This is a genomic window from Nostoc sp. (assembly GCF_036919615.1).
GTDB lineage: Bacteria > Cyanobacteriota > Cyanobacteriia > Cyanobacteriales > Nostocaceae > Nostoc.
The window spans coordinates 1-15,318 of the sequence record NZ_JBALCN010000048.1; the positions used below are offsets into that span (position 1 = coordinate 1).

Annotated in this window: 14 protein-coding genes and 2 pseudogenes; 9 read left to right on the forward strand and 7 right to left on the reverse strand. The window is 41.3% G+C overall.

Going from position 1 to position 15,318, the window contains the following annotated elements; translation table 11 throughout:
* The 8 genes and pseudogenes from V7K48_RS15800 to V7K48_RS35030 form a co-directional block, all read left to right on the forward strand.
* Positions 1-820, forward strand: an 820-nt coding sequence (locus V7K48_RS15800) for a CAAD domain-containing protein (protein ID WP_335073972.1), incomplete at its 5' end; no start/stop codon positions are given.
* Between the two features lie 227 nt (positions 821-1,047).
* A complete protein-coding gene (locus V7K48_RS15805) occupies positions 1,048-1,242 on the forward strand; it encodes a hypothetical protein (protein ID WP_335073974.1) in 195 nt (64 codons plus the stop codon).
* A gap of 387 nt (positions 1,243-1,629) precedes the next feature.
* On the forward strand, positions 1,630-1,854 hold the full coding sequence (locus tag V7K48_RS15810; RefSeq protein ID WP_335073976.1) for a hypothetical protein: 225 nt from the start codon (positions 1,630-1,632) through the stop codon (positions 1,852-1,854).
* Positions 1,855-2,539: 685 nt separating this feature from the next.
* Positions 2,540-4,927, forward strand: coding sequence for a CHASE2 domain-containing protein (locus tag V7K48_RS15815; RefSeq protein WP_335074025.1), 2,388 nt, complete (start codon positions 2,540-2,542; stop codon positions 4,925-4,927).
* 77 nt (positions 4,928-5,004) lie between these two features.
* Positions 5,005-5,829 (forward strand): DUF928 domain-containing protein, encoded by an 825-nt coding sequence (locus V7K48_RS15820; RefSeq protein WP_335073978.1) that lies wholly within the window; start codon positions 5,005-5,007, stop codon positions 5,827-5,829.
* Positions 5,830-6,174: 345 nt separating this feature from the next.
* Positions 6,175-7,479, forward strand: coding sequence for an MFS transporter (locus V7K48_RS15825; protein ID WP_335073980.1), 1,305 nt, complete (start codon positions 6,175-6,177; stop codon positions 7,477-7,479).
* A gap of 131 nt (positions 7,480-7,610) precedes the next feature.
* Complete coding sequence (locus V7K48_RS15830) at positions 7,611-7,760, forward strand: hypothetical protein (protein WP_335073982.1); 150 nt, start codon at positions 7,611-7,613, stop codon at positions 7,758-7,760.
* A pseudogene (locus V7K48_RS35030) lies at positions 7,747-7,983 on the forward strand (DUF1579 family protein). The gene V7K48_RS15830 and the pseudogene V7K48_RS35030 overlap by 14 nt, the downstream one beginning before the upstream one ends.
* Positions 7,984-8,037: 54 nt before the next feature.
* Here the strand turns inward: V7K48_RS35030 and V7K48_RS15835 are convergent.
* From V7K48_RS15835 to V7K48_RS15845, 3 genes and pseudogenes are all read right to left on the reverse strand, one after another.
* The gene (locus tag V7K48_RS15835) at positions 8,038-9,291 is read right to left on the reverse strand and encodes a DUF4336 domain-containing protein (RefSeq protein ID WP_442949441.1); all 1,254 of its coding nucleotides are present in this window, start codon (positions 9,289-9,291) and stop codon (positions 8,038-8,040) included.
* Between the two features lie 207 nt (positions 9,292-9,498).
* On the reverse strand, positions 9,499-10,374 hold the full coding sequence (locus V7K48_RS15840) for a hypothetical protein (protein ID WP_335073984.1): 876 nt from the start codon (positions 10,372-10,374) through the stop codon (positions 9,499-9,501).
* Between the two features lie 52 nt (positions 10,375-10,426).
* Positions 10,427-11,461, reverse strand: a pseudogene (locus V7K48_RS15845) (phytoene desaturase family protein); the annotation flags it as partial.
* 567 nt (positions 11,462-12,028) lie between these two features.
* On the opposite strand from V7K48_RS15845, the gene V7K48_RS15850 reads away from it, so the two are divergent.
* On the forward strand, positions 12,029-12,511 hold the full coding sequence (locus V7K48_RS15850) for a hypothetical protein (protein WP_335073986.1): 483 nt from the start codon (positions 12,029-12,031) through the stop codon (positions 12,509-12,511).
* 19 nt (positions 12,512-12,530) lie between these two features.
* Here the strand turns inward: V7K48_RS15850 and V7K48_RS15855 are convergent, their stop codons facing one another.
* From V7K48_RS15855 to V7K48_RS15870, 4 genes are all read right to left on the reverse strand, one after another.
* Positions 12,531-13,448, reverse strand: coding sequence for a GNAT family N-acetyltransferase (locus tag V7K48_RS15855; protein WP_335073988.1), 918 nt, complete (start codon positions 13,446-13,448; stop codon positions 12,531-12,533).
* Between the two features lie 402 nt (positions 13,449-13,850).
* Entirely contained in the window at positions 13,851-14,021 is a 171-nt protein-coding gene (locus V7K48_RS15860) for a DUF3854 domain-containing protein (protein ID WP_335073991.1), read from the reverse strand.
* Between the two features lie 268 nt (positions 14,022-14,289).
* Positions 14,290-14,631 (reverse strand): XisI protein, encoded by a 342-nt coding sequence (locus V7K48_RS15865; RefSeq protein ID WP_335073993.1) that lies wholly within the window; start codon positions 14,629-14,631, stop codon positions 14,290-14,292.
* Positions 14,619-15,035 carry a XisH family protein gene (locus V7K48_RS15870; RefSeq protein ID WP_335073995.1) on the reverse strand — a complete coding sequence of 139 codons (417 nt, stop codon included), beginning with the start codon at positions 15,033-15,035 and terminating at the stop codon, positions 14,619-14,621. The genes V7K48_RS15865 and V7K48_RS15870 overlap by 13 nt, the downstream gene beginning before the upstream one ends.
* Between the last annotated feature and the right edge of the window lie 283 nt (positions 15,036-15,318).

Genomic DNA, 15,318 nt, shown 5'->3' on the forward strand with positions numbered 1-15,318 from the left:
CTTTGAAGGTGCTGTGAATATGGCACGTGATATGTACAATGCCATTTACTCACCTTTGATGAAGTTGGCTCAAGTTGATATCCGTGGTGACCAAACGACGACTGTTATCCCTGAAGAAAATAGTAAATTTATCGAGAGCGAAGTACAACAATCGAAATCTTTTGATATTACATCAACCGAACCTATTGCAGCACTTGAAAGTTCAAAATTTGAAACTCAGCCATTGCCATTACCTGCTAATGAATCATTACCTTGGGAGAGCGAAGTACAACAATCGAAATCTTTTGATATTACATCAAACGAACCTATTGCAGCACTTGAAAGTTCAAAATTTGAAACTCAGCCATTGCCACTACCTGCTAATGAACCATTACCTTGGGAGAGCGAAGTACAACAATCGAAATCTTTTGATATTACATCAAACGAACCAATAATAGCAATTGAAAGTTCAAAATTTGAAGCTCAACCATTGCTACTACTTGCTAATCAACCATTACCTCAATTGCAGCAAATTGGCGGTAAATTTTCTGCCTTTTTGGAGCAATTGCCCAATTACTTAGGTAGATTTTCCACCGACTACCAACTGCCAATTATTTGTTTTGCTACAATTATTACAGTGACTATTGCAGTTAAGATAGTTTTAGCTGTATTAGATGTAATAGATGAAATGCCACAGGTAAATCGAGCTTTTGAGTTGACTGGAATTGGTTACTTAATTTGGTTTATTTTCCGATATTTACTCAAGGCTTCTACTCGGCAAGAATTAGCTGCACAAATTAGTTTTATCCAAAAAGAAATTGTCGAGGGACAAGATTCATAAGCTGTTATGCCTCCACATTTGCTTTCTTTCATAGTCAAAGAAGGCACAGGCAAACGCATTGTCACTGCTACTGATGGAAGCAAAATACCGCTCTAGCTTTCTCAGTTCATTATTTGACAGACTAGTTAGGACTTACGCACAAGCAACGGAAAATCGTAGACGCAAAGCGGCTTGCCGCAGGCTACCACAGAGGATACGGAGGAATAAGAGTTTGAGAGGTTTTTTGCGTGAGTCCTAACAGTATTGCTTTACCTGGACAGAAAATTGTTGATCTCGGCACAGGTACAGGAACATTAGCACGGGGCAAAGTAAAACTATTTGACCAGGAACTGGCCGCATTACTCCAAACGAACTATCCCACATCTATACTTCAGGTTCATCATCGAAATGGGAAGGCGATCGCAAAAACATCACAGTTGTAGTTACTCCTGAAGTCTTACCATGTCCGTAATCTCATCAAGATAAAAAACTTTTTAGTTAAAATTTTGATAAAGTCAGCGTTTAATTACGTAGTTTAATTGATTTTTTCCAACCAAGTTGGTATGATAGCTCAATCAACAAGACAAATGCGTATTAAAGTATACGCAACAAATTTTGATGAATAATTCATCCAGTTTAAACGCTTCGATAAATGACTGTTTCAGCATTATTTACCAAAAAATTACACAGTATTAATACTAGGAAATTTGTATAAAAATCATGAGAAAGTATTTACTTACCGCTTCACTGACTATATTCGTTGTCAATATTACCTTTACAAAACAGACTTTAGCAGCCACGCTGGCTGCATCTCCTGAGGTGACCATGGTTTGACAGTACTCAAGAGTGCGAATCCTGGAGGTTCACAACTAGCTAATTATATCCTTTCACCAACTGGGCAACAAATACTGGCAAAGTATGGATTTAGTAGTCCGAAGTCTGTTCCCGAACCTCAAGGGGTTGGTGGAGTTTTACTTGCTGTGAGTGTAGCTTTTGCCTTGCAAAAAAAGTTGGTTGCTGCCAAACAGCAAAAAGTTAAAGTGGGTGATATCTAACGACAAACTGCACAGCATCGACGCCGGACATCAAAACTTTTCTATCTTGTTTAAATCACCTGTTAGTAAATGCAAAGAATAAGCAAACCATGAACAAGTTAGGACTTACACACCGTAAAAATTAATCATGGTATGCATTTACCAAGCAGAAGTTGTTTCAGGCTTTAATTAATTCATTCTTTGATAGTAAATAGACCGGCACTCTATGGGCACAGCAATGCTGTGCCCTTACGACAGATGTGGTTTTTCAAATCATTCATATTTAGTCTGTCGAAGCGTAAGTCCTACAAGTAGCCCTTTTAAGGTGGGTAAAATTTTTGGACAATAATTCCTATTTTCTCTGTGTTCTCTACGCCTAATAAGGTTAAATAAATTATTTTTCAACCGCAGAGGCGCAGAGAGCGCAGAGAGCAAAGCAGAGATTTTATCAGTCACCTTGAAAGAGCTAGGGACTGTTTTCAAACCCCAAAAGTGATGCTACGCACAGTCGTTGGCGCAGCCTCTCGTAGAGAAGAGTCCGCGAACGTCAGAAACCTCCGCTCAGACTTTCCGCAAAATCTAAAATCCTCTCATTGTGTGACGGAATATGAATTAATAGTAGATAGCGATGAACAAGTCAGAGATCGACCCGGAGATCATGATGAACAAGAAAAATATTATTCGGGTAAGAACAGTAACCATACCTGTGGACAAGTTAGTCATCTTAAAGTTAGGGGAGGGAAACTTTGAACAAGGGTTTCCCGTGACCCTACAGATTGGCGATGAAAATGCCCGCCCTAGCGTGGAAATCACGGGTGCGCTTCCCCCTAACCCAGAAATTCCCCGCGATTATTACCGTTGGCAATCTATTTATCGTAATTTAAGGTTGCCATCTCGTCCTATTGGTTTACCTAAGGAACATAACCAAGCCCCCACCCTAGAAGACTGCCAGCAGGTGACTGAGGAATTTAAAGTACGTTTTAATACTTGGCTTGCTTCCGATTCTTTTCGTCCTATCCGCGAGAAATGGTTGGAAAAACTCATGTTTGCGGATAATATCCGTGTACTTTTACAAACCAAAGACCTCCAATTACAGAAACTCCCCTGGCATCTTTGGGATTTGCTGGAACGCTATCCCCAAGCAGAAATAGCTTTGAGCGCTCCCGCTTACGAACAAGTCAACCGAATAGCAACGACATCCGACAAAATAAAAATCTTAGCAATTTTGGGTAACAGCCAAGGAATTAATACTAAAGCAGACCAGGCGCTGCTTAATTTGTTACCCAATGCAGATATCACTTTTTTAGTTGAACCACAATGCCAAGACCTTACTGATCAGCTATGGGAACAGCATTGGCAGATTCTATTTTTCGCTGGACACAGTTCTACCCAGGAAACGAATGAAATAGGAAAAATCTACGTCAATCAAACTGAAAGTCTAACAATTAGCCAGTTAAAGTATGCCCTGATAAAGGCAGTGGAACGAGGTCTACAACTGGCGATTTTCAATTCCTGTGATGGCTTGGGATTAGCACGGGAGTTTGCAGATTTGCATATTCCCGAAATCATCGTGATGCGAGAGCCTGTACCTGATCAGGTGGCACAGCAGTTTTTAAAGTATTTTTTGTCAGCCTTCGCGCAGGGAAACTCGCTGTATTTAGCTGTGAGGGAGGCACGAGAAAGGTTACAGGGGCTAGAAAATCAATTTCCCTGCGCGACATGGTTGCCTGTCATCTGTCAAAATCCTGCTGAAATGCCGTTGAATTGGGGGGAATTGTCTGGAAATGCAGATAATATTCCGATATCTTTGGCTAAAACCACCCCAGTTAAAAGAATCACAAATCGGCTTGGCTTCTCATTCCTCCTACTGATCAGCATGGCAATGACTGGAATATTAATGGGGGTACGGTATTTGGGTGTGCTGCAATCATTAGAGTTAAGTGCGTTTGACCAACTGTTACGCTTGCGTCCTCCTGAGAAACCAGACTCACGCCTACTGATTGTCACTGTGACTGAAGAAGATGTGCAAGCGCAAAAACAGGAAAAACCTCAGGGTTCATTGTCAGACAAATCGCTTGCCCAACTGTTAGAAAAATTAGAGACATATCAACCACAAGTTATTGGTTTGGATATATATCGAGATTATCCAGTGGATAAGGATTATCCAGCATTGGTAGAACGAATGCGAAAAAGCGATCGCTTTGTGGCGGTGTGTCAACTCGACGATTCCCAAGCAGGAAAACCAGGTGTGAAACCACCACCAGAAGTTTCTCCAAAGCGTCTAGGTTTTAGCGATATTGCCGTAGATTCAGATAATGTCGTGCGTCGCCATCTGTTATCGTTAAAGCCCTCACCCTCATCTCCTTGTACTACCCCCTATGCCCTGAGTGTTCGACTTGCATTGGATTACCTGGACGCGAAGGGAATTCAGTTGCAATTTCCCCCTGGTGGTGCGTGGCAATTAGGGAAGCTGAGATTTAAACCAATAGAAACTCATACCGGAGGTTATCAAGGGGTTGACGCTTCTGGACACCAAATTTTGTTAAATTATCGTTCCCCTGGTTCCCTAGAAGCGATCGCACCACATATTACCTTGGGACAAGTGCTAACGGGTAAGCTAAATGCCAATGCAGTCAAAGACAACATAATCATTATTGGCACGACAGCAGAAACTTTTCATGATTATTGGTTAACTCCCTACACCACTCCTGAAGGGAAATTACAGGCAATACCAGGAGTATTTTTACAAGCCCAGATGGTCAGTCAACTGCTCAGTGCTGCTTTGGACGGACAACCTTTGTTGTGGACTTGGCCACTTTGGGGTGAAGTAATTTGGGTTTGGGGCTGGTCTTTTTTAGGGGGTTTGCTTAGTGCTTATCTGCACCGATTCACTTACTTAAGCTTGGCAGGAGGTATAGCTATTACAAGTTTATACGGTAGCTGTTTTATATTTTTAATTGCATATAGTTGTTGGGTTCCCCTCATTCCTGCTATGTTGGCTTTAGGAGGTAATAGTTTAATAGCTATAACTTACTTAAACATAAAATTTAAAATTAATAACAACACTAATTTTAAATATGAAACTCACAGATAAATTTTGAAAAGTATTACTGTATAATTTTTGCAGAATCCAAAATCCAGAATTCTAAACTGTTTAACTCCTAATTCTCTATGAAAAGCTATTGGCAAAAAATACGATTAATTTCTATATTCGGGATGGCTTTGTTGGGAATTATCGGCTATTATCCAATGATTTGGATAGCACCAGTTGCTGCCGTTCCTATTACATTTTCGCCTCCTCCACCTCCTCCAGACAGGGGTGCAACAGGCGATCGTGGAGGAGCTGCAAGTCGTGGTTGTGGTGTTAGTAATCAATCTGTCATTGCCCTAATACCTGTATACAAAGAGACACTAAAACAGGGACAAACAGAAGCAGTTTCTGTTACTAAAGTTTGGGGCTTGACGACTGAGGAATATCCAAGTTTTTGGTTTTTTGTCCCCTATCAAAAATCTGCAATTAATTTTATTGAGTTTGTTCTCAAAGATGAGTCAAGTAAACTAAGTCAAACTCTTTACCGAACAACGGTAACAATACCAGAAGTACCAGGAATTATTAGCATTCGCTTAGGCGCAACTACTCCCCCATTGCAAGTAGACAAGATGTATCACTGGTTTTTTAAGATTAAAATTATTTGCAATCCACAACAATCTCCAGAACAGGAGTATGTGGAAGGATGGGTGCAACGGGTTAATCTAAATCCTAAATTAGTAGATAGCCCGAAGCAAGCAACTCCTCAGCAACGGGTAAAGCTCTATGCTGAGAATGGTATTTGGTACGATGCCTTGACTACTCTGGCTGAATTACGTCTTGCCAAACCTGAAGATCCAACTCTAGCGGTGGAATGGATGAATTTGCTTAAATCCGTAGATTTAGAGAATTTAGCTAAACAACCCCTTATCAAATGTTGTCAAGCTCATGCAAAGCAGCAAAAATAACTAGTACAGCGGGCGCGTAAATAAACCTACCATACCCTCCGGGAAGCCGCTCTGCGTCTACAAAATGGCGCAAGAGCAAGGAATATAATTCTTTTGAATGAGTGAATGAGTGACTTCCCCCTTCACGTAGCGTCTCCTAGAGTTGTGGCTGATCCATGATTCATCTCGCCGCCAAATCAGAGATTATGGCGGGAGTCTTCTCATGGAATTAGATAAATAAGCACATATTTTAATACATACTTAAAACATCGACAATACCCCTCAACCTCAAGAATCGCTGGGTCTACGTGCGATCGCTTGGCTTTGAAACAATAGTAACCGCTTAGATAAAATGGGACAACTTAGATGACATCAGATCAAGCTTTCAAACGAAAGGTATTAAACAAGGTAACTCGGCGGCTGATTCCCTTGTTGTTAGTACTTTATATAATTGCTTATTTGGATCGGATTAATGTCGGGTTTGCAGCCTTGCAAATGAATCATGATTTGGGCTTTAGTTCCACAATTTACGGTTTCGGATCGGGGGTCTTTTTCCTGGGCTACTTTTTGTTTGAAATTCCCAGTAACCTCATCCTAGAAAGAATTGGTGCTAGGGTTTGGATTGCCCGCATTGCCATAACTTGGGGAATAATTGCCGCAGGAATGATGTTTGTCAAAAGCCCTTTGAGCTTTTACTTATTGCGTTTTTTCTTAGGAATTGCAGAAGCTGGATTTTTTCCTGGGATTATTCTTTACCTTACATATTGGTTCCCAGCAATTCAACGCGCTAAAACCGTAGCTTTATTTATGACAGCAACTGCGATAGCTGGGGTTGTGGGAGGACCCCTTTCTGGTCTGCTGCTGACTCTGCATGGAATTGCAGGATTAGCAGGTTGGCAGTGGTTATTTATAGTAGAGGGTTTACCCGCGATCGTTATGGGTTTTGTGGTGCTGAGTTATCTATGTGAACGTCCAGAGCAAGCTGAATGGTTGGAAGTAGAGGAGCGTTTCTGGCTCCAAGAGAAATTGCAGCTAGAATCCGAACACAAACAACGCCACAACAGCTACACTTTACTCCAAGCTCTTGTCAATCCTAAAGTTTGGTTACTGAGCCTGATTTATTTCACTCTAGTAATTGGTCTTTATGGTATAGGTTTCTGGCTACCACAAATTATTAAAGGTTTTTCTGGATTAAGTGATTTATGGGTGGGATTTTTGTCAGTTATTCCCTATCTAATAGGCGCGATTGGAATGGTCTTTGTTGGTAGCCACTCAGACCAGACTAGAGAACGCCGCACTCATGTTGCGATTCCAGCTTTTATTGGGGCATTTGGTTTAGTTTTGAGTGCTTACTCTCATCAGCCTGTGACTGCTCTAGCATCCCTTTCGTTGGCAGCACTGGGAATTTGGGGGGCTTTAGGACCATTTTGGGCTTTACCCACTGGCTTTTTAAGCGGTACAGCAGCAGCAGGCTCCTTAGCGTTGATTAACTCTGTGGGCAACTTGGGAGGATTTGTTGCTCCCTACGTTATTGGCTTAATTAAGGATGCAACTAATAGTTTTACCGGGGGGCTGCTTGTAATGGCAGCAGGACTGTTAATTGGTGGGATTCTCACTTTGGTAGTGCATCATGACTCTTTTCTAGAGGAACTGGATACTATCCGAAGCTGACTCTACCAGACACAGGGAAACATTATTTAGTGTGATTTAATACAATGTATCTACTGATATTAATTTTCTTGAGACAGCTCTGCTGGTAATTGCTGGACTTGTTCTAGTGTTAACCCTGTTACTCAAGTAAATTGCTTCAACAGTCATACACTGGCGCTGTAAATTATCAAATAGAAGCAATGATCAGTCCAGATCAGCCGCCTGAAAGAGCAACAGGAACGGAAAAAGTGCGATCGCTTGGTGGACTCTGTGGCAACAACGATAATAATGCTCGGATATAACCCGCAGAAGCAACGCTATGTAGGCATCTGGGTTGGGTCAATGATGACTTATCTGTGGTTATACAAGGGTGAATTGGACGCGGCTGAAAAGATGCTAACGTTTAATTCTGACGGCCCCTGAATGACGAGGGATGAGAATATGGCAAATTACAGAGATGTAATCGAGTTCAAGAGTAATAATCATCGGGTGATCACATCTCACGTACTGGGCGATGACGACTAGTGGCATCAGATTATGACTATAAACTATCGACGGAAGCAGTAGTAGAATGCCAGATTATACCTTCTCTTTTGCTGGCGTTGCGATACCGCGCTTAACTAGACTCGCTTCAAGTTCCTTAATAAATCTTAAGTCTTCCGACAATAGAGGCTGGCTTTCGCTAGAAGAAAAGTCCTTACTTACAGAAGGATTTCTCTCAAGGAAAGCAAATGCTTGCCGAAATTGACACGGATTTGCCAAAATTAGCGAGTCAAAGTGACAGGAAATAATCTGCTGAAAATCCCAACTTGCAACTGTATCAGCCCAGTTGAGGACTTGTCTTGGTGCTTGGGGAAAAATCAGGATTTGCAAAATAGGTGCGACAAATGGTCGCCCCTGACCTCGTAGAGCATCGAATGCTTGCTTCCAAGTTTCTTGCCAGCGAAAAGGAAATAAACCAAAGTAAGTTTTTAGGGTTCGCTGTGGTGCTTTGAGAGCATCACGAAACATTTGTCCGATTGTAGTAACTTCCAGCGCACTTGGACGGAAGTAAAGCGCAAACAATGAAATGCGTTGCCATCCCTTGCGGCGGTTGTCTTCATTGTCCTCGATCGCCTCCAAAGCATTGTCTCTTGCATGAAACAGTAAGGGATAAGGATCTAATTGGAGGATTTCTGGTGGGTCAACTGGAACAGAAAGTATAGAATCAGTTATGAGCAAAGTGCGCGATCGTTTGTGAAACACTGCAACTTCTGCAAAAGATCCTCGTCCCAAATTGATGTCTAATATTGCATAGTCAAACTCCAGAGCGAAGGGAGCAAGGCTTGAGTCATGTGGGAGTTCTTGAGTTCGTTTCTGGGGAAAACCTAGCCAACTAAGCGGCAGATTGAACGGGAAACTCCACTGGTGCGGGGCAACAAAGACTTGTGCTTGAGGAAAGCGGCGAGAAAAGGGGCCAACAAAGACTTTATGCTCCAGACCAGAACTGGTTGGCAATACGATGTACTTAACTTCACCGTGCTTTGCGACCAACTCATTAACCAAGCGGACACACTCAGTTGTTGGAGCAACGGGTGCATAGACCAGAAGACCTCCGGCAGCAAGTTTGACGACAGTCATACGAATCGGCACGATGGCGTAGAGAATGCCGTGAAGCTGATCGAATGTCCAGATAGTCTCAAAAACTATTTCCTTGCGAAGTGTCCGCCGCTTGCCGTAAGGGTAGAGTGGGACAGCAGGCCAGAATGGCCATGACCAATCTTTTGGGTGGCTCAAAGGATACATCCCTTGCTCTTGTAGTTCTACCCTCGACTTAGATCCAAGTGAGTTCATCGTCGTTCCATTGTCTTGGCGTGGGCCAGTTGTGAGAGTGCTGTAGTTGCTACAAGATTTATATAGCACGCTTGTCGGGCGAGGGCAACTGGCTAGAATTACAACTAGAACGCATCTTACGTAAGGGTTTATAACTAAAATCTTAAGACCGATTAGAACAGGGATGAGTTAAATATTTTCCAATGCCCCCCATATCCTCTGCTATATCTACTGTGTCTGTATTCCTGTCGTTGAAACCAGAAATGGAGAGAGCCAAGGTGAACCAATGAGTTGAGCAACTCGAAAGGCAGATGCGATCGCTCCTTCATGCAAGCCATCTCCTAAATAAGCTCCCGCATAGTAAGTATTATTCTCTCCATTAGTAGCAACTACTTCGTCTCGGTATCTAAAAGATTCAGTGGTATACAACGGAGTGTGATGCTCTTGAGTGTGAATAATCCGATCTTTGGCAATCAATCCTTCTAGTTGAAAGGATAAAAAATAATTCTCTGGCAATGAGATCCCGCAAAGCTTATTCAAGTAACTGTTATATCCCCATCGGGTGTCTGTCTGAAAGAAATCAAATTCTGAGGGATGGTGGATGTCATAATTATCATACATGGAAGTATCCGTATGAACTGTAGTTGTTACATAATTGGCTTTCCAAGCACAGAAACGTTTAATTTCAGCATCTGTTGGGTCAGCTAACAATGCGATCACTTGGTCGGGTGGCGTGGCAAACACGACTTTATCGAACTCCTGTATCTCACCCTGCGATCGTGAAGCGCTGCCGCCAGAGGCAGATCGCTCTATTTTCACACCATCTGGATTTCTAGAAATATTGGCAATTTTCACATCCAACAAAACTTCTCCTTTAAATCGCTCCAGAATTTTTTCAATATAGGAATATACACCGCCTTCAATCCTGAGCCATTTAACTGCGAGGTAGTCGCGTAACATCGGAATTGCAAGTTCTGCGGGAAAGTTGTCAATGAGTTCAAAGGGCATTGAGTAGCTATACATCGTCAGCAACTTTAGCCAGGTATTGCTTATATTTTGGTTATTTAGATATTGAGAGAGTGGCTGATCGTAAAAATCTTTCATCTTGGCAAATCGAGTTTCCAGCCATAATCCAACGGAACGGGCATGAAGAGCAGGCTTGATTCAGATCGTGATCACCTGTGTGGAAGAGATTCCACTTGCCAAATCCATAGTCTCGCAGGTCAATATCTTTGACAACGCAATAAACCATGTAGTTAGATGCAGAATACTCATAGTTGAGTTTTCGCCGCACGCTTTTAGAGAACTTTGACTCACCAATCATTTTGGCGGCTTTTTTGGGGTCAATGTTACAAATCACGGTATCACCTGTAAATTCCTGAGTTTGATGGGTGTTTAAATCTATCGCCTCAACGCCCATAACCGTCTTGTCTATGACTCTAAAATTCGTGACTTCATAGTTTAGTAGTACCTGCCCTCCGTGTGATTCAATCACTTTGACTAACGAATTGATCACATGCTCAAAATGCTGGGTTGGGTAAAATGCACCTGCTTGATAACCTTTGAACAAAGCAACCCAGGCATAAAATGAGAGTTGATTCGGAGGTAGCAAGAAATCAGGCCATTGCAAAGCTAATAGGGTTTGGGCGGCTTGGGGTAGCTGAAACTTGTCGAATACATCCTGAAGTGTACTGTTGAGATATTGGACGGCACAAAATACTTCACCTGCATGGTTGAGAAGTTCAATTGGCTTAACTGGGGGAGCCAATCTTTTCAAACCTGCACCCGTTTTTTCAACATCATTGAGAAATTGGCGAATGCGATCGCTATGTGCAGGAAACAGCGTTGATAATCGCTGGATCAGTTCCTCTGGTTCTGAAGGAATATCCAACGCATATCCCGGCATTCGCATGTGGTCAAAACCATCCGGATCGTACCGCTCAAAGGTTACTTCCTGATCCAAGCCCAGTTTCTTGAGTACCCGATTGACCGTTTGTCCTTCACCACAATCCCAAACATAGTGGAATTGGGCATTAAACGTGTATTTTTTAGCCATCGTAAACGTGTGACCAAAGCCTCTTGGATGCTCATGGGCTTCGAGTATTTGCACGGTCTTGCCAGAGTTTGCCATCAAAGCGCCAAAGACCAATGCTGATAAACCACTGCCTACAATTAGGTAATTCGGTTTCATAGGAGGTTTCCTCAAACAGCAGTATTCCGTATACCTTGCGAATTTCTTTGACATCAAACCAGTCCCTAGAGAAACTATTGGTATGGGTGGTAAAGTTCTCAAAGGCTCAAATAAGAGTGGAAGATGACTCTTTTTTTAAGGTATCTTTTTGTTCCATACTGGGTTTGTTGACTTGGATTTCGCTCCACTGAATTGAAACGCATTTGTCCGGCTGCTCTTGTTCGAGCAGCTAGCGCAGCATCTGTTCTAATGCTTCTTATGCGTGTGTTTGATTTTTTTCTTACTAGTAAACAATTAACTATGTATCCTTTTATCCAACCTCTAACTACAGAATGAGATTAGTTATAAATTATTGTGTGTTTTTGAATACAAATATAGTTGAAGTAATTGGGAATTACCTTAGGGTAAACGTATCTAGATCAATGCTTAATCAAACTTCGATACAAAACTTGAGCTAGGTATGCATTCTTTCATTCAGCTTTTAGTTATTGGAGCAATTTCGTGCTTTATCTATCACTCTTATTGAAGCATTAAGTAAAACGTCTTAATTAAAGTGTTACGTAGGTAATGAAAGTCAAAATGGATAACTTGACGAAACTAGAGTATTACCGCGCAGAGACTAGACATGAGTTTAGCCTACTAGGACAGCGAGTAAGTTGGTATGTAACTTGTCAATCGTTTCTAATTATTGCCTTTTCGTCAGGGATGAGTAATTCCAATGCCTATTTTAGGTTAGGCATAGGTTTCATACTTCCTACACTTGGCATTATTACCTCCATACTTATAAAGCCCTCTATTGATGGAGCGATCGCTATTATCAATAAATGGGGAGTTAAGGAGTATGAAGTGCTACAAAATGAAGATTTAAAGGATTTTAAGATAAAAAGAGCATACGAAAAGGTCAGGTTTAGCTCTGACAGAGAAGTTGAACAGAGAACGGACATAATACAGAGAGAAAGCCTTAAGTTTGCCAAACTCGTTCCCGTTGTTTTTATCTACGGTTGGATCTGTCTTTGTCTTCTAGGTGTCGCTGTCAACCTGAAATTCTAAACCAGACGTTAAAGGCAATTTAATAGAATATTGAAGGCAGAAATACGCCTGCTGGCTCATTATACAGTCCTATACTCATTAATGTCATTGGTCGAACTACGTGCAATCCTTTCTCTAAGCACCAACGCAATAACTCAGTATTGCGTGTTGGCAAGAGAAATCCTGATTGTGAAATTGCTGTTCCAGCGCTCAGTAATGCCTTGAGGTCTTCATTAGTGTGTGCAACTGCGTGTCCATCAAAGCCAAGTACGGTTGTATATCCTGTAATGCGACCGTTATGTTCAACTACTGTAAATGTTTTTTTATCAATCGCATCAAGTAATTCACGGTGACGAACATGACCATGAACTTGAAAACAAAGTTTGTCGCAGATATCGATATCTGCTGAGGTTCCTGTACGAACCAGATTCCCTAGAACTTCAAGTTGAAGGTTCGTACCTTTTAAAACAGTAAGGGGTTCTCGCACATGAAATCCAAGCTTAGTATATAAGGATAATGAACTACTATTATAGGCAGCTTGGACTAACCTAATGCCTGCAAACTCCTGTTGCCGTGCGTAATCTAAGACATATTGCATCAGATGCTTACCGATTGAACATCCTTGTGTCAGAGGGCTAACTGAGAGTGGTCCAATTCCAGCAATTGCTCCATTATTCCAAAGAAAATTGCTACCTACAATATGTCCATCTAGTTCAGCTACAACTGAGTAAATATTTAGACGCTTAAATAAAGATGAAAACCACTCAATTGTAGATTCGACTGAATCCAAATCTATCGGATAATTATGTTGTTCATTGAGTATTTTAAAAGCTTGGTAACAGATTGAAGCGCAATCATGGGCATCTTCAATTTTTCCTTCTCGTAAAATAAAGTTTGTATTTTTCATAATCACTAGACTAGCTGTTTCAAGATAGTAAACTCCTGAAGAGAGATCCATTTAAAAAATTAGCAAAAAACCACTAGAAAACCGAGGACTACCAACAGCCACACCAATTGCTTCACCAATCTGAGAAACTAGCTCAGGCGTAAAACCAAAGAGTCTCTTCTAGATAGAGTTGCAATCTCAGTTTCAACCCTTTCCAACATTGGACAATACGACTTTCCACAACTTTATCTAATGTTTGGGGAATGTCATTCTTATTGGGTGTCAGTGGCTTGTATTGCTATATCTATATTATTAGTGAATGACACCGAATCACACGCAGGATTTTGAGCGCCGACGGATAAGTAGCAATGTAAACAGTTTAATCTCCCATAACTCCAGTGTTTCAGCCGTATTGTACAGTGCGTCAAAAGCTGACCGCCCCTTGGCAACGATAAAATCATCGACTCCTTTCTCTTAGCCAAAAGGTAAATCAATTACTCGCAAGGAACAATCTTCATTTACCAGCAGCCATCCCATGCGACTGATAGCGGTTCTGACTCGCTGTGCAGTTTCAGGCTTGTTATCCTGGTCAAAGCAAATATTTACTTGTCTCCCCTCTGTTGCGAAGAGTGAGTGCGATCGCACTTGGCACATTCTGTAAAGCGTAGGCGTACTCCTATGGGGATCTTGCTACGTGTAGCGTCTCCAAGAGTTGGCATCGCCTTACAGAAAACCTCAAAAACAAAGCCTAAATGCGTAGCCCAGAGTTGGAGACGTTTCCGTTACTCTGGGCTTGTCGTTAGACATCACCTATTGTGGAAGAGTAAGCTATCTTGGATCGCACTCCCACATTCCCAAAATCGTATTCCCTATATTTCCAATAAAGCGATCGCCCCGATAGAATAATAATTTACTAAGCTATTGCAAATTCTGTAAATTTTCTCACATCTGGAGGCTGAAAAGCTAACACAATCTCGCTGCTATTTACACCTAAGTTTACTAATTCAGTCGCTATTCCCTCTTCTGTCCAGTCTTCCTCTATGTAAATTTTCTGGTTTTTAATCCGAATATGAATATGAGTATATTTAAGTCTTTTGCTGCCTAGCCAATCTACCGTCAACCAGAGATAATGATCATGGGTTTCATCAAATATTAAACAATTTTCTGAATGCTCACTAGGTGATTGACGAGATAAATTATCATATTCACTAAGCACCTGTTTAATTAACTCTCGATATTCTGTTAATCTATCCATAAACTAATTTCCTCCCTTTCATTGTTAAAAATAATAAATTCAATTTGATTACGTTTAACTACTGCTTGAATAGATTTTCGTTGAAAGAAAGTATCAAATATTGTATCTCTGATTGCTAGATAAATTTCATAGTTTTTATTGGCTAATTGTAAAATATCGCGGTAAAGAATATATTGACCTAAAGTATTTTCAAAATCTTTCATCGGAGAAGGACTGATAAAACTATTGATTTCTACAACTATTTTCCGTCCTTTTTGTTCTACTAATAAGGCTTTTTCTACAAAAAAATAAGTATAAAGTTCTGCATCTTTATACTGCAAAAAATAAGGGTCAGCTATAATTGTCCAGCCATCTTTAATTAAAGCATTTTTAACAGCTTCATGGTAAATGTCTTTTGCTGGCATTTTATTTCTGGTAAGATTGGCTAGGTATTTAGTGTAGTTAAACTGATTATACTAATTGACCAAGCGATGTCTACGATGGTCACTGAGCTTTGTCGTTGGCGTAGCCTCTCGTAGACAAGTGTGGGCTATTCGGCGTCGCACTTCTCCTAATTGTCAAAGGCTAAGACACCCCACACCACGAAGATCGCCTGTTATAAAAGATTAGAGCGATGTCTAGGACGGGTTACGCCTACGCACTTCGCACATTCTGTAAAGCGTAGGCGAAGCCCGCCGTTCGCGCACT